The organism is Fodinicola acaciae, assembly GCF_010993745.1.
Classification (GTDB): domain Bacteria; phylum Actinomycetota; class Actinomycetes; order Mycobacteriales; family HKI-0501; genus Fodinicola; species Fodinicola acaciae.
Genome location: NZ_WOTN01000001.1, coordinates 399,347 through 418,497, shown reverse-complemented (window position 1 = coordinate 418,497; position 19,151 = coordinate 399,347). Strand labels below are relative to the sequence as shown.

Sequence of the window (19,151 nt, the reverse complement as noted above, 5' to 3'; positions counted from 1 at the left end):
CGGCCGATCGGAAGGAATCGCAGTGTTCACCGCACTGGAGGTGGGAATCGCTCGCCTTTCCGCGCTGCCGCAATGCACCTCAGTGCCGCCGCTCGACGATGTCGACGACACGACCGCGATGGTGGATTTTCTGCGGAAGCTGGCCGCGGACGCATACGTGCGTGAGGCGTTGACGGTCTCCAGTGCATCGCTTGGCCACACATTGGCGCGGGTCGCCGACGGCGTGAGCGTCGAGCCGAAACGTTTGCGCCGAGCGGTCCTCGCCGCGATCCGTTACGTGTCAAGGATGTCGCACCGGCCGACTCCTTTTGGACTGTTGGCCGGTGTCTGCCGGCTGCGTTTCGGCGATGCCACCGACACGCGTGTCGGCACGGCGCATCGCCGTCAGGTCCGCGTCGACATGGGTTGGCTGGTCGACGTCGTACGGCCGATGGAAACCGATCCGACGGTGCTGGAGAAGCTTCGCCTGGTGGCCAATGACCAGTGCTTCGGGCGCGGCGACCGGCTGGTCCTGCCGATGGTACGCGACGAGATCGAGCGACGCGGGCCGGACGATCGCGAGCACACCGTCAGGCTCACGAACGCGGTGCGTACGGCGATGGCGGCGGCCAGCTCACCGGTCGGCTATCCGGAGCTGGTCAAGCGGCTGCACGCGGATTTTCCGGCAGCCACCGAAACCGAGGTCACCACGATGGTGACCGAGCTGGTACGGCGCGAGTTCCTGCTGACCGATCTGCGGCCGTCGGCCACCTGCACCGATCCGCTGAGCCACGTCGCGCAACGGCTGCCGGAGATGGCAAGTGTCAAGCGGGCGTTGGAAGAATACGCTCGCACGTCGGTCGGCGCTGGTGCCGCTGCCTGGTCGCGGAGCACGGAGGCGTTGCGCCGCTGGAAAACCGCCGACCGGATGATCCAGGTCGACCTCGGCATGGACGCCGACGTGGTCATACCGGCCGCCGTCGCCGACGAGCTCGTCGAAGCGGCCGCGGTCGCGTGGCGGCTCACGCCGGCGCAACTGGCACCGGCGGATCCGCTCGCCGGTTTCCGTGCCGAGTTCATCGAGCGTTACGGCACCAACGTTTTGGTGCCGGTGAAGGAAGTCCTCAACCCGACCACCGGACTTGGCGCGCCCCCTGGATATCTGCTGCCACCGAGCAGCCGGCGCGCTGTCGAGTTGGAGACCGGGTCGGCACAGCGCGACGAGCTGCTTTTCCAGCTGGCCTGGGGAAGCGGCCGCGAGATCGTACTCGATGAGGAGCTGGTCGAGCGGCTCGGCCGCACGGACCGCGCGGACGAACCACCGCCATATCTGGAGGCATGCGTCCAGGTCCTGGCCGACTCGACGGATTCCCTCGCCGGCGGCGATTTCCGGCTGGTCGCGGGATCGGCCAACTTCAACCGGCCCGGAGCGATGTTCGGCCGGTTCCTGCATCTGCTTCCGGAGCTCGCCACGCCGATGTCCCAGCTGGCCACCGAGCTGGCCGGTGACGCCACGCCGACGCAGCTGTGCGGTCCGCTCACGCAGTCGCGTACGTTCAACGTCAGCCAGGTGCCGCGGCTGACCGAGCAGAGCCTGGAAGTCGGCGTTTTCGCCGATCGAGCCAACGCACTGAGCCTGGACGAAGTGCTCGTCGGCGCCGACCACCGGCGGTTCTTCCTGGTGTCCACAAGGGACGGACGACGCATCTCGCCACAGCCGTTCCACGCGCTCAATCCGTTGCTGTCCATGCCGAACGCCGTACGGTTCCTGCTGGAGGTCGGTCAGGCCGACACGCCACCGTGGCCGTTGTGGACCTGGGGTGCCGCCGACCGTCTGCCCTATCTGCCGCGCGTACGCCACGGCCGCACGGTGTTGTCGTCCGCACGGTGGCAGCTCGATCCACGACTGAAGACAGAGCGGAGCTGGACGCGGTGGCGACCGGCTTTCGAACGGTGGCGCAAGGAATGGGACGTTCCGGACCGGGTTTACGCCGTATCTTCCGACAATCGCGTGCTCGTCGACCTGACCGAGCCGGCTCAGCTGCGGATGCTGCACGATGACCTGCGCAAGCGTCCGGCGACCGCACTGCAGGAGGAGCCGGCCGGCGGCGAAATCGGCACCGGCTGGATCGGCGGCCATGCCAACGAAATCGTCATCCCGCTGGTGCCGCGGCGCGTGGCCGACCGTCGTCCCGTCGGCGCACCTAGAGACTGTTGGGGAACTGAGGCACGCGATAGCCGAGCCCAAACGCCGCCGTTTGGATCTCGACTCTCACGCACCTCAGTTCCCCAACAGTCTCTCAGCCGGCATGCGACGGCCGCGAGGTCGTATCCGCCAGGCAGTGAATGGCTCTACGCCAAGGTTTTCGCCGATCCGGGCCGGCACGCCGAGTTGCTGTCCCGCCATCTGCCGGCGCTCGTCGGTCGCCTGACCGGCGTCGATCGGTGGTTTTTCCTTCGCTATCGCGAGGATGGCGCACAGCTGCGGATACGGTTCCACGGCGATCCGGCCGACCTCAACGGCACGGTGCTGCCGATGTTGGCTGCGTGGAGCGCGGATCTCACCGAGGCCGGCATCGTCGGCAACCTGACCCTGGACACCTACCGGCCGGAATACCAGCGTTACGGCGGCTCCTCCGCCATCGAGGCCGCGGAGCACTTGTTTCGCGCGGACAGCGAAAGCGTACTGACACAGCTGCGCCTGCGCGAGCAGGGACAACTCGATCTGCCGGTGGAGATACTGCTCGCCGCCAACCACATCGATCTCGTGCGGTGGATCCACGGCGACGGTTGGTGGGAGTTCCTGCTCTCCGCCTATCCCAAAGGAGACCGCCACGCGACGTTCCAGGAGCATCGCCGCGCCGCGATGCGTCTGCTGGATCCGCTCGGTGGCTGGAAAGAACTCGCCGCGATGCCCGGCGGTCCACAACTGCTGGAAAGCTGGGCACAGAGAGCCTCCGCGGCGGCCGACTACGGACAACTGCTGCGTGCACAGGACACTGACCTCGCCGGTCCCATCTCCAGCATCCTGCATCTCCACCACAATCGCCTGGTCGGCATCGACCGCGGCAGAGAGCAGGACGGATACGCGGTCGCCCGCGGCACATTGCAGGCGCAGGCCGACCGTGATCGTCATTTGCGGAAATCCGGAAGGAATCGATGACCTCCATCGTCGAGTCGATCGCTGCCAGCCTCGCCGATCCCGACCGCGTACGCTCGATCGCCTCGGCGTCGCGAAACGCGATGGTGTTGCCTGGGCGACGCGTCTCGCCGTGGCGGTCGGCCGCATTGTCCGACGGTTTTCCGTCACTGGCGCTGCTCCATGCCGAGCTTGGTCAGCACGACCTGACACACGAATATCTCAGCGCAGCGCTCGCCTCGGACGCACCACCGGCCCTGGGTCTCTACAACGGCATCGCCTCACTCGCTTTCGCGGCGCACGCGGCCAGCACGGTTTTCGGTGGCTACGACACGCTTCTGACTGAGCTGGACCACGCGATCGTGTCGCAGTTACGCGCACGCGTACGTCATGACCGCGAGCGTCTCGCGGCCGGTCAGCCGCTCGGGAGCTGGGACGCGTACGACGTCATCTCCGGAGCCTCCGGTGTCGCACGGCTCCTGTTGGCCCGATACGAGGCCACGCAAGACGACAACATTCGCGACGCGGTTACGGATGTCATCTCGCTTTTCGTCGCGGCCGCGTGTGGCGGCGATAAAGCGTGGTGGGTCGACACGTACGCCTACATCGGCCAGGAAGGCCCGCCTGGACACCTCAATCTCGGTCTGGCGCACGGCATTGCCGGTCCTCTCGCGCTGCTGGCGATCTGCTGGCGACGAGGTGTAAAAGTCGACCGGCAGCAGGAGGCGATGGGACACATCGTTGACCTGCTTGCGAAATGGCAACAGGACGACGACCGTGGCCCGTTCTGGCCGAGCTGGATCCGCGCCGGCGAGGGACCACCGGTCAACAGGTCGCGGGAGGTGTGGTGTTACGGCTGCGGCGGCGTCGGACGGGCGCTCCATCTGGCCGGAAAGGCCCTCGAAAGGCCAAAACTGGCTGAGCTTGGCGAGTCGGCCATGCAGAGCGCGCTCACCGTCGCCGGTGCCGGCATCGGCGATTTCGCGCTGTGCCACGGCTGGTCCGGCCTTCTGCAGATCGCCAACCGGATGGCCTGGGACACCAATGCGGCCACGTACCAATGCGCCGCCGACCGTATCGCGGCGACCATCCGGTCCGGATTTCGCGACGACCACGCGTTTGGCTTTCGCTACACGCATCCGGCCGCCCCTGCCGGGACCGACCGTGCCGGTTTCCTGGAAGGTGCGGCCGGAATCGCGCTGGCCCTGCACGAGCACGCGACCGGTCGCCCGTCCGCGACCGGCTGGGATGCCGCGCTTATGTTGACCTGAGCCGAAAACTTAGCCTCGATCCACGTATCGAGGCTTAGCAGCCACCCGCGCCAGGTGGTGCGCACGTGCCGCAAACCGTCGCACCGGGACACGTGTCGCAGTTGGTCAGGCAGGTGCCGGTGTTGGTGTTGCAGGTCGCCGTACAAGGATTTCCGCAGGTGTCGCAGGAGTCGGTGTGGTCGAGCAGAGCCAGGCCCCGCGCACCGGCGGCATCGGCGGAGCCGAAATGCGCGGCCCAGCCGAACCCGACCGCTGCCTCGACCCGCGGATCGAGGTCGAATTCACCCATCAGAGCCCCTTTCGGTGATCGTCGGTATTCGTCACTGTAGGGGTCGCGTGCAAAGCCTTCAACTTGGCGAACATCAACGGAAGGGTTTCACCAACCGTGCGGGAATCGATCCCGAAAGTAAGTTTCGCCATCCGCGTTTAGCGCTCCAACCCGGCGGGTACCGGACAGCAGTCACGACCGGAACCTCACGAATGTCAGGAGGACCCAGTGAAGCGAACACCTCTGCTCGTGGTCTTGGCCGCCATCGTCGGCCTGACCATGACGGTGGCGGCGATGCCGGCCAGCGCCGCCACCACCGCCGGCACCAGGACCGCGCCGTTGACCGCGATCACCGCCGGCAAGCAGGTGAAACCGGGCGTCTACCAGGGCATCTACCAGGGTGACGCGCGTACGCAGGCGACTTTCTGTACGATCAACTACATCTGCCTGTTCCAGAACCCCAACGCAAACGCTGTTCGCGGCGCGTATCTCGCCTTCCAGTACCAGGTGCCGGCGACCCAGCTGGAGGACCTGGCCAACGTGTCGTGTCCGCCAGACACCGGATGCAGCAACAACGACCTCAACGACGACATGTCCTCGTTCACCAACGCGTCGCCGATCCAGTGGTGCTGGATGCCGGACGCGCACTGGCAGGGCACTCCGCGTACGATGCCGCCGACCGGCGCGGACCACTTCATCAACGTCGCGCCGGCCGACGACAACCAGGCCAGCTCGGCCGCCTCCTGTTACTGACCGTCCTGGCAACGAAAATGGCCCCGCGCCCAACGGTGCGGGGCCATTCGTTTGCTACGGTGCCGACGCCAACAATGCCACCTGGCGGTAATCTTGCGGAAACCAGGCAGGTCAGAGGTGACGCACAGGAGGCTGAGGTGGCCGGGACAACCGTCGGCGAGGTGATGGCCGAGCTGACCTCGCTCGCAGACGCGCGCAGCCGCGAGGTGAATGAGAAACACGGTGACGACCACGCCGTCAACCTGAGCAGACTGCGCGCGCTCGCGAAGCGACTGAAAACGCAGCAGGAACTCGCGCGCGAGTTGTGGCGGACCGGCGACTCCGCCGCGCGCCTGCTGGCGACGCTGATCTGTCGCCCCAAAGCCTTTGACCGCACCGAACTGGACACCATGTTACGCGAGGCGCGTACGCCGAAGGTGCACGACTGGCTGGTGAATTACGTGGTGAAGAAAAGTCCGCACGCCGAGGACCTGCGGACCGCCTGGTCGGCCGATCCGGATCCGGTGGTCGCGAGCGCCGGCTGGGCGCTGACCACCGAACGCGTCGCGAAGAAACCGGACGGCCTGGATTTGCCGGCATTGCTCGACGAGATCGAGGCGAAGATGAAACGCGCACCGGACAGGCTGCAATGGTCCATGAACAACTGCCTCGCGCAGATCGGCATCGAGCACGCCGACCTGCGCGGTCGCGCGATCGACATCGGCGAGCGGCTGCAGGTGCTCAAGGACTATCCGACACCACCAAACTGCACGTCACCGTATGCGCCGGTGTGGATCGCCGAAATGGTACGCCGGCAGGGATAGCCACGCCGTTGAGCGCTCATGACCCGCGGTAGGGTGGACATTCACGGCGAAAGGTGTCACGATGACTGGAATGTCTGTCAACGAAGCAGGCCGTGCGATGCGGGGTTCGTTGCTCTTCATCGTGGTCTGCGGCCTTTTCGCGATTCCGTTGCTCACTCTGCTGTCGGTGGCGTTCAGTGATGGCTGCACCGGCGCGAGCACTGCGATCTGCCGGTCGGCGTACGCGTGGAACACCGTTGTGTTCGGCCCGGCCGTGTTGTGGTTGGTGTCGATCGTCTTGGCTGCGACGGGCCGGCGCTCCACCCGGGCCCGGGAAGTGGCCAGCCTGGGGGTTTTCCTCGCCGCGGTTGTCCTCGGTGTCGTGTCGGCGGGATATTTCCATTCGCTTCCCGGCTGACGCCGCGCCAAGGATCGTACGCAGCCCTCATATGTTCTCTCTCTTTCCGAGCTCACGCGGTCCGTCGCATGCATCGCGACACGGTCCCAATTGCGCTATGTGCCCGCTAAGTCCGCGCTAACAAGTGATCTGCGTCATGCTGTGTCATGTCCGCATGACCGGCGGTGTCTGGAATGCATGACGAAACAAGGCGCAGTTCACAAGGTCGTGGTCATCGGCGGCGGTTACGCCGGCACGCTCGCCGCCAACCGTCTGCGCGTACGGGCGGATGTCGACATCACGCTGGTCAATCCGCGGCCGGCGTTCGTCGAACGCGTTCGGCTGCATCAGTTCGTGGCGCGCACCGGCGCCGCGACCATCGACTTCAACACGTTGCTCGGCAACGGAATTCGGCTGGTGGTCGACACAGCCGTCCGCATCGACGCGGCCGCTCGTACGGTGCGGCTCGCTTCCGGCCGTACGCTGGAATACGACTATGTCATCTATGCCGTCGGCAGCACCGCGCGGATCCCGCTGTCGGTGCCTGGTGCCGCTGAGTTTGCCTTGCCAATTGGTGAGTTCGAGTACGCGCGACAACTGCGCGACAGACTCGCGGCGTTGCCAGTCGATGCTCCGCTCGTCGTGGTCGGTGGCGGACTGACCGGCATCGAGACGGCCGCTGAGCTTGCCGAGCAGGGACGCGCGGTCACCCTGATATGCGGCGGAAATCTGGCGCCGACCTTCGGCGCACCCGGCCGCGGATACATCGCCAGGTGGCTGGCCAGGCACGATGTCACCGTGTTGGAGACCAGCGAGGTGACCGAGGTCCGGCCGGAGGCGGTCGCCCTGTCCGACGGATCGGCGCGTACGAGCGCATTGACCATCTGGACGGCCGGTTTCGGTGTGCCTGAGCTGGCGGCGGCGAGCGGACTGCGCACCGACGCGCTCGGCCGGCTGATCACCGACGAGACACTGACCAGCCTCGACGACAGCCGGGTGATCGCCGCCGGCGACGCCGCCGCACCGTCCGGCAGGCCACTGCGGATGAGCACGTACGCTGCCACACCGCTCGGCGCCCGGGCCGCCGACACCGTGCTGAGCCGCCTTTCCGGCACCGATCCGGCGGTGATCGATCTGGCTTTTTCCGGCGCCTGCGTCAGCCTCGGGCGCCGCGCTGGCATCCGGCAACTGGCCGGCCGAGACGACATCGCGGTCAATTTCTTCGTCGGTGGCCGGCTCGGAGCCGCGATCAAAGAGCTGACCTGTCGTTTCGTGGTGTCCAAACGGCTTCGCCTGGAGGCACGCAAACCGGGCTCGATGCGCTGGCCGACCGGCGGACCGCGGCTGGCCGACCCGACGGTCATGATGCCATGAGCGAGCACGCCGACCGGTTCACCGTGCTGCGGCCGCTACTTTTCACCATTGCCTACGAAATCCTCGGCTCGGTCACCGAATCCGACGACGTGCTCCAGGACAGCTATCTGCGCTGGGCCGAGGTGGATCTCGCGACCGTACGCGACACCAAGTCGTATTTGGCGCGGCTGGTGACGCGGCAGGCGCTCAACGCCTTACGCACCAGTGCTCGCCGGCGCGAGGTTTACGTTGGATCGTGGCTGCCGGAGCCGTTGTTGCTGGAGCACGACGCCTCGGCCGACGTGGTGCTCGCCGAGTCGGTGTCGATGGCGATGCTCGTACTCCTGGAAACGCTTTCGCCTGACGAGCGAGCGGTGTTCGTGCTGCGCGAGGTCTTCGGGTTCGATTACGAAGACATCGCCTCGGCGGTAGGAAAATCCGTGCCGACCGTGCGCCAGGTGGCGCATCGCGCTCGCGAGCACGTACGAGCGCGGCGCCGGCGTTTCACACCGGTCGACACGGCGAAGACCGCCCGGATCACCCAGCGGTTCATGACCGCCGCGACCACCGGTGACGTGGACGGGCTGCTCGCACTTCTCGCGCCGCAGGCCACCTGGACTGCCGACAGCGGCGGTAAAACCCGGGCGTCGCGACTGCCGGTCGTCGGCGCCGAGAAGGTGGCCGCGATCCTGGCGAACGTGTTTCGTCCGGAGCGGCTGGAAAATCCGCGGATCGAGACGCTCAACTGCAACAACTCGCCGGCGATCGCCTACTACGACGGAAGCCAGCTGCACGGCGTCTTCCTGATCGAGATCACCGACGAGAAAATTACCAATCTCTATGCGATCCGTAACCCCGACAAGCTTCGTGCGGTGACGGCGCCACGCCAGGTCAGCCGTTGATGTTCTGGCCTCAACTGGCCGCGTCCGCTGTCGCGGTCTGCCGGCGACCGGTTGACCAGGTGGTGTTCGCTGATTTAGTTTTAGCGCTCCAAACCGTTTCGACGAGAGGAGCTTCGGTGACCGCGGCGAGTGTGGTGGACGACGTTTTCGACCTGGATCTGGAGACTATTGTCGAGCTGGCGCCGGACGGCGTGGTTCGGGACGACATCATGGCCGGCCAAACGGCGTCCGGTTGCATGCCGACGCTGATCTCGTGGGGGACCTGCGGGGAAACCTGCGGCGGTGTGACTGGCCACCCCTGCGCCTGCTGACACGTGCCGGAGCTTGTCTTCGTACGCCTCGCACGACTCGGCGTTCACCGGGCGGTCGAGACGCGTGTCGACGACGATCCCCAGCTCGCTCGCGACCTGCTCGGGAAATGGTCGGCGGATCCGGTGATCCGCGAGGCCGTGGAGGTCGCCAGTCCGGCATTGGGACAGTTGCTCGACAAAATCGACAGCGGCGCGCCGGTCAGCGCCAAGAAGCTGCATCGGGCGCTGCTGTCGATGACGAAGTACGTCCTGCGGATGGCCACCAGGTCGACACCGTTCGGTACGCTCGCCGGAGTCACGTTCGCCGAGGTGGCCGCGACCGGCGAGGCCAAGGTCGGGGACGATCACCGGCGGGTCGCCGGCCCGGACATGGCCTGGCTGGAAACAGTCATCCAGAAATGTCAACGCGACCGGGCGGTGCTCGCGAATCTGCGTGTGGTCACCAACAATCTGTGTCTGACCCGCGGAAATCGCCTGGTCAATCCATATCCACCGCAGGAAGATCCGGACGGGATCACCCGTGAGGTCTCGGTCCGGTTGACGTCGGCGCTGCGGGACGTTCTCGCGCTGGCGCGGCGTCCGGTGCGGGTCGCGGATCTCGTCGCGCGGTTGACCGATTCCTATCCGGCGTACGAAAACACGCGCATCTACGCGATGGTCGACCAGCTCGTCAATGCCGGCTTCCTCGTCACGGACCTGCGACCGCCGTTGGTCGGCGCCGATCCTCTCGCGCACATAGCCGCGCGCATCAACGATCGCCGCGTCACCGATTTTGCGACGGCTGTCGCCGCCTATCAGAATGCTTCGCCCGAAGACGCCGTCGCGGCTTACCGAAAGGCCAACGAGGTCGCCACGGGTGACGGCCAGGCCATACGCGTCGACCTGCGTTTCGACGCGCGGATCAGGATCCCGCAGATCGTGCTGGCCGAGGCGTACGAGGCGGTGTCCGCATTGGACAGAGCCTCGCCGCCGCTGACCGAGCCCGCACACCTGGCCGAGTTTCGCGTGCGGCTGATGGAAAAATACGGACGCAACACGCTCGTACCGCTCTTGGACGCGCTGGACACCGAGCGTGGCATCGGACCGCCACCGATCTATCGCGACCCCGCCGCCAAGACACCATCACCTCCGCACGATCCCCGCACACCGCACCTCGCCAGGTGGGTGCAGGAGGCCACGCTGGACGGCTCGCGCGAGATCGCATTGACGCCCCAACGTCTTGCCTCATGGGAAAGCCCAGTGCCCTCCGGCCGGCCTGCCCGCGAGATGGCGTTCCATCTGATGGCCGACTCGATGCCAGCCGTCGACGCCGGACGGTTTCGGCTGATGCTCGTGCCGTCGATCGCCAGCGGCATCCGCGGCGCGAGCCTCGGTCGTCTCCTGCACCTGTTCGACGACGCGTTCACCGCCGGCGACGAGCATGCGGCGCAGCTGGATTTCGTCGTTACGAAACCGAAACTCACCAATGTGGCGATGCAGCCGCGACTACTGCCGCGGCTGATCCCGATCGGCACGTTCCACGATCCGGACGCCTCCGGCATCGTCTCGCCTGCCAACTTGGCCTTGTACGCCAACGAAGACCGCCTCGGCCTGGTCGGTCTGTCCGACGGCCGCGAGATTCGTCCGGTCACGTACTCGATGCTCAACCCGACCCTTGGCACCAACGACGTCGGACGGCTGCTGCGAGAGCTGGGTCGCGAAGAAGAGCGCTGCGCGTACGACTGGCATTGGGGACGCCTGTCGGCGTTGCCGTTCCTGCCACGCGTCACCTATGGGCGTACGGTGTTGACCGCGGCACGATGGGTCCCGCCGGAGGAACTGGCCGACAGGACCCTCTCCCCCGCTGACTGGGACCGGAAAATGACCGGCTGGCAACGCCGTTTCGACCTGCCGGACGTCCTGCAGCTGAGTTTTGCCGACAACCGCGTCGAAGTCGACCTCGCCAGCGGTCTGCATCGCCGTCTCGTCCAGGCCGAGCTGGCGCGCGGGCTGTCGTGTGTCTTCACCGAGTCGCCGCACACGACGCCGGAAGCCACCGGATGGTTGTCGGGTCATGCCAGCGAAATCGTGCTCCAGGTGCCGCGCGAGGGCGAACCACGGCGACAGCCGGCAGTGCCACGTACGCGAGCGTCGACAGCCTGCCATCGCCTCGGCGGCCCTTGGCTGTATGTGAAAATCTACGCCGCGGCGAGCCGTCACAACAGTCTCCTGACCGGACCGGTTCGTCAGTTGGTCGCCGACCTGCCTGACGGTGTCGATCGCTGGTTTTTCATCCGTTATCGAGATCCGGACGATCATCTGCGATTGCGCTTCCACGCCAGCGATCCGCGCGTACGCACGGCCGTCGAGGCCGCGGTTTTCGCGATGTGCGGCCAACTTCGCGACGACGACCTGGCCAGCCGTGTCGTTGTCGAGGAATACGCACCAGAAGTCGCACGCTACGGTGACGGCGCCGCACTCACGGCCGCGGAACGCGTTTTCCATGCGGACAGCGAACTCGTCCTGACGCAGCTGACCACGCGTCACGACCTGCCGCCGACACTGGTTGCCGCGTTGGACGTTGTGTACATGATGCAAGCACTGCGCGGAGATGCCTGGCGCGACGCGTTGTTGTCCATGTTCAAACGCGAACCGGAGACGCCGGATTTCCGCAGGTTTCGGAGCAAGCTGCCGGCGATGGCCGACACTCAGCCGCCGGCTCTGGCTCGTCGTGGCGAGGCTTTGTGCGCGTACGCGGCACTCGTCGACACGGACGACCACCCAGACGCATTCGGCGGATTGCTGCACATGCACCATAATCGCGCGATCGGCATCGACCCTCACTCGGAAAGCGCCAGCTATGCCGCCGCGCGGAACCTGGCGCAGAGCCTGGTCAACCGCGAACGCGCGAGGCAATGACCGACGTCCGGGCGGCCGCGTACGACATCGCCTGCGCGGTTGCCGAGCGGCTCAGCGATCCGGCCATCGTCGCCGCCGTCGCCACGGCCTCGTGGTCGGCGTGCGCGGCGGCCAGGCCGAGCGAGTGGCGGGCGGCCTGGCTGAGCGACGGCCATCCCGGCATCGCGGTTTTCCTTGCCGAGATGGCTCATGTCGATCCTCGATGGCTGCCGGCCGCGCGCGCTCATCTCGCCGCGGCGGCCACACACCTCGGTCCGTTCGCGCGGCTGCCGAGCCTGCACATCGGCATGGCCGGCATAGGTTTCGCGGCGACCGCTGTCTCCAGATCCAACGCCGACTGTGCCGCCATGATCGCCTACTGCGACCGTGCCGTGCGATCCGGTCGCATCAACACTGCGGACACGACGGATTTCGATGTCATCAAAGGCACCGCTGGCGTGACGCGCTACCTGTTGCATCGCGCCGATCCGGGCGTACGCGCTCACGTGCGCGCACTTATCCGCCATGCTCAGCCAAAAAAGATCGACGGTTGCGCGGTCCCCGGCTGGCTTCTGCCTGGCAATGCACTCACCCTGAGCCGCAACGACCGCGATGAGGTGACCACCGGCCTCGATCTGGGTCTCGCGCACGGCATCGCCGGATCGTTGGCCTGCCTGGCCATCGCCGCCGACAACGGCGTCGACGAAGCCGGCCTCGTCGAGGCGATCGACACGATCGCGACCTGGCTGGCCGGCTGGTATGGCCGATCCGCGACCGGAAACTGGCCGATGGCCGTACGCCTTGAGGAGGAAATCGCCGGCGGACCGGCCGATTCACCGGACCGGGCCGCCTGGTGTTACGGGACACCCGGCATCGCGGCAGCTCTCCACCTCGCCGCCGCTGCCGTCGATCGGCCGGAATGGTCGGCGCTCGCGGCGACCGCTTTGGACAAGCTGTGTGCCAACTCCGCGGACCTGGCGCCGGTCGACGGCACCGGACTGTGCCACGGCTGGGCCGGCCTGCTGCACATCGTACGGCTGGTCGACAATGGTCCGGTCGCCGACGAGCTGGCCAGCCGCATTGTGGAATCCTATGACGACCAAGAAAGTTTCGGCTTTCGCTATGACGGCACACACGGACGTGCGCCGCGCGACATTCCAGGCCTGCTCGGCGGCGCCGCCGGCACGGCCGCCGCACTGCTCGCGTACGCCACCGGCGAGCCGCCGCGTACCGGCTGGGACAAGGCACTGCTGTTGCGATGAATCAACTCCTGGACGCGAAACTCGCGGCAGAGGTCGAGACCGTCGCGCGCGATCTCACCGACCGGCTCGCCGACGACACGGTCCTGGCCGCCGGCATCGGCGCGTGCGCACGGCAAACTCGGTTCCACAGGGAATTCGCCTGGCGCGATCTCTCACTTGCTCAAGGCTCCACCGGACAGGCATTGGCGTTCTTCACCGTCGCCGACGCGTTCAACGTGCCCGCGTACGCTGAGAAAGGCCACCGCGCGCTGCGGACCGCCGCATCGTCGCTGTCATTGCACGACGTCACGCTCTTCGGCGGTGCGTCCGGTTTCTCAGCGGTCGCGGCATTGTCGGCCGGGCAAGGCAATTATCGTCGGCTGCGCCAACAACTCGACACGATCCTGCCGCCTGCCATCCTGGCTCGCGCCGCGGCGGGAGCCGACTTCGACCTCGTCAACGGCCTGGCTGGCTGGATCGCCACGCTCCACGATTCCGAGAGAGCGCGTGACGACATCATCGTACGAGCCACCGAACTCCTTGCGCCCGCGGCAAAGCTGCGGCAGCTCCGGATCCCCGCGTCCCGTCTGGAAGAACAACAACGAGTGCTGGCACCGCACGGCTATCTCGACTGCGGGCTCTCACACGGTCTGCCCGGCCTCGTCGCGGCGCTGGCTATCTCAGCACCACTGTCGGACGCGGCTCTCGAGGCGCTCGGGTACGCCACCGACTGGCTGGCGCGCCAGATCGTGGAAACCACGCATGGCCCCAGCTGGCCACGTTTTGTTCTGCTCGACGAAAACGGCGACCTGGCCGGACCCGGCACGCTCAACCGTCCCGGCTGGTGCTATGGCGATCCCGGTGTCGCACGCGCGATGTGGCTCGCCGGCACGGTCCTCGACCGCGCCGACTATCGCGATCTCGCCATGAAAAGCCTGTCCACCGCGCTCGCCAACGTCGACCAACTGACCTCGCCGACGTTCTGTCACGGGCTGGCCGGCCTGCTCATGACCACCTTCGTTTTCGCCAGCGACACCGGACAACCGGCACTCGTGACAGCGACCGCCGACCTGGTCCGCCGGCTCCTTCGGCATTATGACCCGAATTCTTTGCTCGGATTCCGCGATCACGAGGTCGGCGGTGACGCCGTGGACAACCCCGGCTGGTTGTGCGGCACGGCCGGCATCGCGACCGTGCTCGCGACCATTTGCGCGTACGACCGACCACAGTGGACACGTCTGGTCCTGCTCGACTGAACACGGACCGGGACGCACTAAGCTCTGTTTCGAAACGGGCCTTAGCCGGCGTGTGCGGTCTTTCCGCCGTCGAGCACCATCTGTGCGCCGGTCATGTACGGGAAGTCGTCCGACGCCAGCGCCAGCGCGAAGGCCGCGACCTCGTCCGCGGTGGCCATCCGGCCAAGCCCCGGCACGTGCGACTTGGCCCACTGCGCGGCGAAAACTCGCCACACCGACTCGGGGGCGTTGAGCATGCCGGCGGCGCGCCGCACCAGCTCGGTGTCGGTCGTACCAGGAATCAGTGCGTTGACGCGGATGCCTTTGGGAGCGAAGTCGAACGCCGCCGACTGGACAAGTCCGACGATGCCGCGCTTGCTCGCGGTGTACGCGGCACGGTTTTCGGTGGTGGACAACGCGTTCGACGACGAAGTGACCAGGATGACGCCACCACCCGCGGCGACCAGATGTGGGATTTCGTATTTGGTGGCCAAAAACGCACCACGCAGGTTGGTGTGCACAACCTGGTCGAACTCCGCCGAGCTCAGCTGGTCGACGGGCTTTTCGATGGTGACACCGGCATTGTTGAAGGCCACGTGCAGGCCACCGTACTTTTTCGCGATCTGGTCGACGAAAGAACGCACGCCTGACTCGACGCGCACGTCCGCGCGTATGTAGGTGGCCTCGCCGCCAGCCGCGCGGATCTCCGCCTCGACCGCGCGGCCGCGGTCGACTCGCCGGCCACAGAAGCCGACCTTGCCGCCTTCCGCGGCGAACTGGATCGCCGCGGCACGGCCGATTCCGGAGGTCGCGCCGGTGATCAGCACGACCTTGCCGGCGAAACGGCGGCGTCCGGACGGCCGGTAAGGCGGCGCCGCCGCGCCGACTCCGACGGCCGCGCCAGCGCCAAAGCCCGCGGCGAGTCCGGCCGCGCCGATCGCCGCACCGCGCAACAGTCCGCGCCGGCTGTGTCCGGCCGGCTCGTTGGTCTCGGTCATCACGTCCCCAATCTTGACACTGTCAAGACCGAGGCTAGAGCTGCGATCTGGACAGTGTCAAGATAGGATTTCGGCATGAGCACAACGCGGTCGTACCACCACGGCGACCTACGCGACGCGCTCGTACGGGCCGCCGTCGACCTGCTCGCCGAGCGCGGCGTCGAGAGGTTCAGCCTGCGCGAGACGGCGCGCCGCGCCGACGTGTCACCGGCGGCGCCGGCACACCACTTCGGCGACGCACGCGGCCTGCTGACCGAGGTCGCCGCGCGCGGTTTCGACGCACTGCGGCAGGAACTGCGGTCAGCGGGCGGCGATCCCACCGACCGGTTGTACGCGCAGGCCGTCGCATACGTCCGGTTCGCGCTGGCCAAGCCTGGCCAGTTTCAGCTGATGTTTCGCCGTGACATGCTCAAATCCGCGGATCCGCGGCTGCGGGCCGCGTCGAAGCAGGCACACGGCGAACTCGTCGATGCCGTCCGCGGCTACCTCGGACCGGATCGGGCCTGGCGCCCGGCGGCAACCGGCGCGTGGTCGCTGGTCCACGGCTTCGCCCAGCTCGCACTCGATGGAAAGTTCGACGACACTGACGATCTGGACGCGATGCTGATCGACGTGCTTGAGCTGACTTTTCCCCGTACGCGGTGATTATTCGGCATCGAAGCCCTCCGGTGCTCGGTCGAGAAACGCGCTGACCGCCGCGATCCGCCCGTCGTCGGCGAATTCCAGCACGTCCATGCCGGCTGCGAAGGACTTTCCGTCCCCCACCTCGATCTCCCAGCTGACCCGGGCTCGGTCGGTGTGGAACTGTGGCTTCCCGCGGTGCAAAAACCTCACCGCGCCGACGTTGGCGCCGACGTGGCCGCGAAAGTCGATCATCGCGTCGACGCTCTCCAGAATGCCGACCGGCGCGTGATAGCTGACGCCGTCAGCGAAAACCGTCGTCGCGATGCGCCGCTGTTCCTCCGGTGTGTCGGCGTTCCAGAACGCGAAATAACGCTCGACGGTCGCCTCGTGGTTGGTCATGACGTCCTCCTGCCGGGTGATTTCGTACGCCGACTGTGCCGGGGCTCACGACGCGTGTCGATAACCTGCCAGGTCATTGCCTTGCCGCGGAAAAATGCGCAGGCTGGTGCCATGACGGTGACGGAACCGGTCGGCGCGCTCGTACGGAAGTGGCGGCTGCGGCGGCAACGCTCGCAGCTGGACGTGTCGGTGGCCGCCGACCTCTCGACGCGGCATCTGAGCTACATCGAGACCGGACGCGCCATGCCGAGCCGGCAGATGATCGAGCGGCTGTGCGAGGAACTGGACGTGCCGCTGCGCGAACGCAACGCGTTTTACCTGGCCGCGGGCTTCGCGCCTGCCTACGCCGAGCGTGCGTACGCAGACCTGGCGGCCGCGCGTACGGCGGTGGAGGCGGTGTTGACCGGCCTTGAGCCGCACCCGGCGCTCGCGGTCAACGTGCGCTGGGAACTGCTGGCGGCCAACCGTGCGATGGCTGTCTTTCTTGACGGCGTCCCGGACGAACTGCGCAGGCCGCCGTTGAATGTCCTTCGTGCCACATTGCATCCGGACGGTTTGGCCGGCCGGATCAGCAATCTCGGCCAGTGGCGCGGCCACGTACTGCGCCGGATCCGCCGCCAGCTGGCCAGCACCGCTGCCGACGGCCTCGCCGATCTGTTGGCCGAGCTGGAAAGTTATCCGGCGCCTCACGACGACGGCAGCGTGCCGTACGACGGTCTGGTCATTCCGCTGCGATTGTCGTTTGGCGGCGGTGAACTTTCCTTTCTCTACACCACGACGGTCTTCGGAGCGCCACTGGACGTGACTCTTGACGAGATCGCCATCGAAGCGTTCTTCCCCGCCGACGCGACAACCGCCGACGTTCTTCAGGACATGTTGAAGGAATTCGCGTAGTCATCGGCCAAAGTTTGGTGGCCGAACGATGAGTCCGCGCGGCCGTGACGGAAACGTCGTACGGAATCCGGCCAACACCGCCGCCGACGACATTCCGCCAGCCGCCGGGCGTACTGGATCTCCAGTGGACTTGACGTATCTCGATATCGAAATATGATGGTCGTCATGGCACGAGCAGCGACGACCTCGGACGTCTTCAACGCGATCGCCGAGCCGCAGCGCCGCGACATCCTGATGCTGCTGCGGGCGGGCGAGCGGCCGGTGACGGAACTGGCGCAGGAGCTGGGGATGGCCCAACCGCGGGCTTCCCATCACCTGCGAGTGCTCCGGGAGGTCGGTCTGGTGCGGGTCCGTGGTGCCGGCAAGCAGCGCTTCTATGGCCTCGACGCGCGCGGACTGCGGCCGGTGCACGAGTGGACTGGTGGCTTCGAGCGGTTCTGGAACGAGAGTTTCGACCGGTTGGACGCATACGTACAAAATCTGAAGCAGGCAAAGCAAGGGGACGACTGATGGCAGGAGCAAGGCAGCCGACGGCCGACCGGGAGATCGTGATCTCCCGGGTCATCGACGCACCGCGAGAGCTGGTTTTCGAGGCGTTCACCGAGGTGCGGCATCTGTCGCGGTGGTGGGGCCCGGACGGTTTCACCACCACCACCCGGTCGTTCGAGTTTCGCGCCGGCGGAGAGTGGGATTTCATCATGCACGGGCCGGACGGCACTGACTATTCCGAGTGGATTTCGTGGACCGAGATCACGCCGCCGGAGCGGATCGCACTGCTGCACGGTGAGTCCCGCGGCGACCCGAACGCCTTCGAGTCGGTCCTGACATTCGAGCCGGACGGCACGGCAACACAGATCGTTATGCGAACGCTGTTTCCCAGCAAGGAACTTCGCGACCAGGCGGTCGAGAAATACCACGCGATCGAAGGTGGCCAGCAGACCCTGGACAGCCTGGCCGCGTACGTCGCCGAGATCATTCGAGAGCATGCGGAGGACTGATGGCCGGCAAGGTGTTCTTCAGCGTGACGATGTCGCTCGACGGCTTCATGGCGCCGGAGGCAGTACCGGTCGAGGACGTCTTCTCCCCCGAAGGTCAGAATGACCCGAGGGTCCAGCGATGGATGACAAAATGGTCGGAGCTGCAGGCGTGGGCTTTCCCGCAACGGTTCTTTCGGGAAAACCTCAAGCTCGGCGAAGGCGGCGAGGAAGGACTCGACAACGACATCGCTCGGTCAACGTACGAACGGACCGGGGCGAGCATCATGGGTAAACGCATGTTCGACGCCGGCGAGCTCGCCTGGCCGGAGGACGCGCCGTTCCATACGCCGGTCTTCGTCGTCACACACGAAAAACGCGATCCCTGGGAACGGCTCGGCGGCACCACCTTCCACTTCGTCAACGACGGCGTCGAAACCGCGCTCGACCAGGCCCGCGCGGCCGCCGGCGACCGCGACGTACGCATCGCCGGTGGCGCCGAGACGATCGTGGCGTACGTCAATGCCGGTCTGGTCGACGAGTTCTCGATCGCGCTGTCGCCGGTGTTGTTCGGCTCTGGAATCCGCCTGTTCGAAGGCGTCGACGCGGATCGCGTGGCCCTGGAACCCGTCCGCGCGGAGCCCTCCCCCAGGGTGACCCACCTAACGTACACCGTCCGGAAACGACAGATCTCTGATAACGGCGCCTCTCGCGGGCTTACTCCGGAAGGGAATGGATAGGCAGGCGGAGCTCG

General features: G+C 66.6%; 19 protein-coding genes. 16 read left to right on the top strand and 3 right to left on the bottom strand.

The genetic code is table 11. From position 1 onward, the window contains the following. Positions 1-22: 22 nt before the first annotated feature. Positions 23-3,142, top strand: a complete 3,120-nt coding sequence (locus GNX95_RS01935) for a lantibiotic dehydratase (RefSeq protein ID WP_163505344.1) — start codon at positions 23-25, stop codon at positions 3,140-3,142. Next, positions 3,139-4,389 carry a lanthionine synthetase C family protein gene (locus tag GNX95_RS01930; RefSeq protein WP_163505343.1) on the top strand — a complete coding sequence of 417 codons (1,251 nt, stop codon included), beginning with the start codon at positions 3,139-3,141 and terminating at the stop codon, positions 4,387-4,389. Before GNX95_RS01935 ends, GNX95_RS01930 begins: the two co-directional genes overlap by 4 nt. A gap of 34 nt (positions 4,390-4,423) precedes the next feature. Here GNX95_RS01930 and GNX95_RS01925 read toward each other — a convergent pair whose 3' ends face one another. Then, complete coding sequence (locus GNX95_RS01925; RefSeq protein ID WP_163505341.1) at positions 4,424-4,678, bottom strand: hypothetical protein; 255 nt, start codon at positions 4,676-4,678, stop codon at positions 4,424-4,426. Between the two features lie 207 nt (positions 4,679-4,885). Between GNX95_RS01925 and GNX95_RS01920 the strand changes: the two genes are divergently transcribed. The 9 genes from GNX95_RS01920 to GNX95_RS01880 all read left to right on the top strand — a co-directional run bounded on the left by GNX95_RS01920 (position 4,886) and on the right by GNX95_RS01880 (position 14,529). Next, positions 4,886-5,410 carry a peptidase inhibitor family I36 protein gene (locus GNX95_RS01920; RefSeq protein ID WP_163505339.1) on the top strand — a complete coding sequence of 175 codons (525 nt, stop codon included), beginning with the start codon at positions 4,886-4,888 and terminating at the stop codon, positions 5,408-5,410. Positions 5,411-5,574: 164 nt separating this feature from the next. Further along, the gene (locus GNX95_RS01915; RefSeq protein WP_425483888.1) at positions 5,575-6,213 is read left to right on the top strand and encodes a DNA alkylation repair protein; all 639 of its coding nucleotides are present in this window, start codon (positions 5,575-5,577) and stop codon (positions 6,211-6,213) included. Positions 6,214-6,274: 61 nt separating this feature from the next. Next, positions 6,275-6,610 carry a hypothetical protein gene (locus GNX95_RS01910; RefSeq protein ID WP_163505335.1) on the top strand — a complete coding sequence of 112 codons (336 nt, stop codon included), beginning with the start codon at positions 6,275-6,277 and terminating at the stop codon, positions 6,608-6,610. 177 nt (positions 6,611-6,787) lie between these two features. Then, entirely contained in the window at positions 6,788-7,963 is a 1,176-nt protein-coding gene (locus GNX95_RS01905) for an NAD(P)/FAD-dependent oxidoreductase (RefSeq protein WP_163505333.1), read from the top strand. Continuing rightward, positions 7,960-8,844 (top strand): RNA polymerase sigma factor SigJ, encoded by an 885-nt coding sequence (sigJ, locus tag GNX95_RS01900; RefSeq protein ID WP_163505331.1) that lies wholly within the window; start codon positions 7,960-7,962, stop codon positions 8,842-8,844. The genes GNX95_RS01905 and sigJ overlap by 4 nt, the downstream gene beginning before the upstream one ends. 116 nt (positions 8,845-8,960) lie before the next feature. Continuing rightward, the gene (locus GNX95_RS01895; protein ID WP_163505329.1) at positions 8,961-9,155 is read left to right on the top strand and encodes a hypothetical protein; all 195 of its coding nucleotides are present in this window, start codon (positions 8,961-8,963) and stop codon (positions 9,153-9,155) included. A 3-nt stretch (positions 9,156-9,158) separates the two neighbouring features. Beyond that, the gene (locus tag GNX95_RS01890) at positions 9,159-12,053 is read left to right on the top strand and encodes a lantibiotic dehydratase (RefSeq protein ID WP_163505327.1); all 2,895 of its coding nucleotides are present in this window, start codon (positions 9,159-9,161) and stop codon (positions 12,051-12,053) included. Continuing rightward, on the top strand, positions 12,050-13,294 hold the full coding sequence (locus GNX95_RS01885; protein ID WP_163505325.1) for a lanthionine synthetase LanC family protein: 1,245 nt from the start codon (positions 12,050-12,052) through the stop codon (positions 13,292-13,294). Before GNX95_RS01890 ends, GNX95_RS01885 begins: the two co-directional genes overlap by 4 nt. Next, positions 13,291-14,529 carry a lanthionine synthetase C family protein gene (locus GNX95_RS01880; protein WP_163505324.1) on the top strand — a complete coding sequence of 413 codons (1,239 nt, stop codon included), beginning with the start codon at positions 13,291-13,293 and terminating at the stop codon, positions 14,527-14,529. The genes GNX95_RS01885 and GNX95_RS01880 overlap by 4 nt, the downstream gene beginning before the upstream one ends. A 41-nt stretch (positions 14,530-14,570) precedes the next feature. On the opposite strand, the gene GNX95_RS01875 is transcribed toward GNX95_RS01880, so the two are convergent. Beyond that, positions 14,571-15,506, bottom strand: coding sequence for an SDR family NAD(P)-dependent oxidoreductase (locus GNX95_RS01875; protein WP_163507776.1), 936 nt, complete (start codon positions 15,504-15,506; stop codon positions 14,571-14,573). Between the two features lie 75 nt (positions 15,507-15,581). Here GNX95_RS01875 and GNX95_RS01870 point away from each other — a divergent pair, with 75 nt between their 5' ends. Further along, complete coding sequence (locus GNX95_RS01870) at positions 15,582-16,151, top strand: TetR/AcrR family transcriptional regulator (protein ID WP_163505322.1); 570 nt, start codon at positions 15,582-15,584, stop codon at positions 16,149-16,151. Here the strand turns inward: GNX95_RS01870 and GNX95_RS01865 are convergent, their stop codons facing one another. Then, the gene (locus GNX95_RS01865) at positions 16,152-16,529 is read right to left on the bottom strand and encodes a nuclear transport factor 2 family protein (protein WP_163505320.1); all 378 of its coding nucleotides are present in this window, start codon (positions 16,527-16,529) and stop codon (positions 16,152-16,154) included. A gap of 111 nt (positions 16,530-16,640) precedes the next feature. Between GNX95_RS01865 and GNX95_RS01860 the strand changes: the two genes are divergently transcribed. The 4 genes from GNX95_RS01860 to GNX95_RS01845 all read left to right on the top strand — a co-directional run bounded on the left by GNX95_RS01860 (position 16,641) and on the right by GNX95_RS01845 (position 19,137). Beyond that, positions 16,641-17,423 (top strand): helix-turn-helix domain-containing protein, encoded by a 783-nt coding sequence (locus tag GNX95_RS01860; protein ID WP_163505319.1) that lies wholly within the window; start codon positions 16,641-16,643, stop codon positions 17,421-17,423. A 165-nt stretch (positions 17,424-17,588) separates the two neighbouring features. After that, positions 17,589-17,933: an ArsR/SmtB family transcription factor gene (locus GNX95_RS01855; protein WP_163505317.1), complete on the top strand. Its 345-nt coding sequence runs from the start codon at positions 17,589-17,591 to the stop codon at positions 17,931-17,933. Next, complete coding sequence (locus GNX95_RS01850) at positions 17,933-18,421, top strand: SRPBCC family protein (protein ID WP_163505315.1); 489 nt, start codon at positions 17,933-17,935, stop codon at positions 18,419-18,421. Before GNX95_RS01855 ends, GNX95_RS01850 begins: the two co-directional genes overlap by 1 nt. Then, positions 18,421-19,137 carry a dihydrofolate reductase family protein gene (locus GNX95_RS01845; RefSeq protein WP_163505314.1) on the top strand — a complete coding sequence of 239 codons (717 nt, stop codon included), beginning with the start codon at positions 18,421-18,423 and terminating at the stop codon, positions 19,135-19,137. The genes GNX95_RS01850 and GNX95_RS01845 overlap by 1 nt, the downstream gene beginning before the upstream one ends. Positions 19,138-19,151 lie beyond the last annotated feature (14 nt).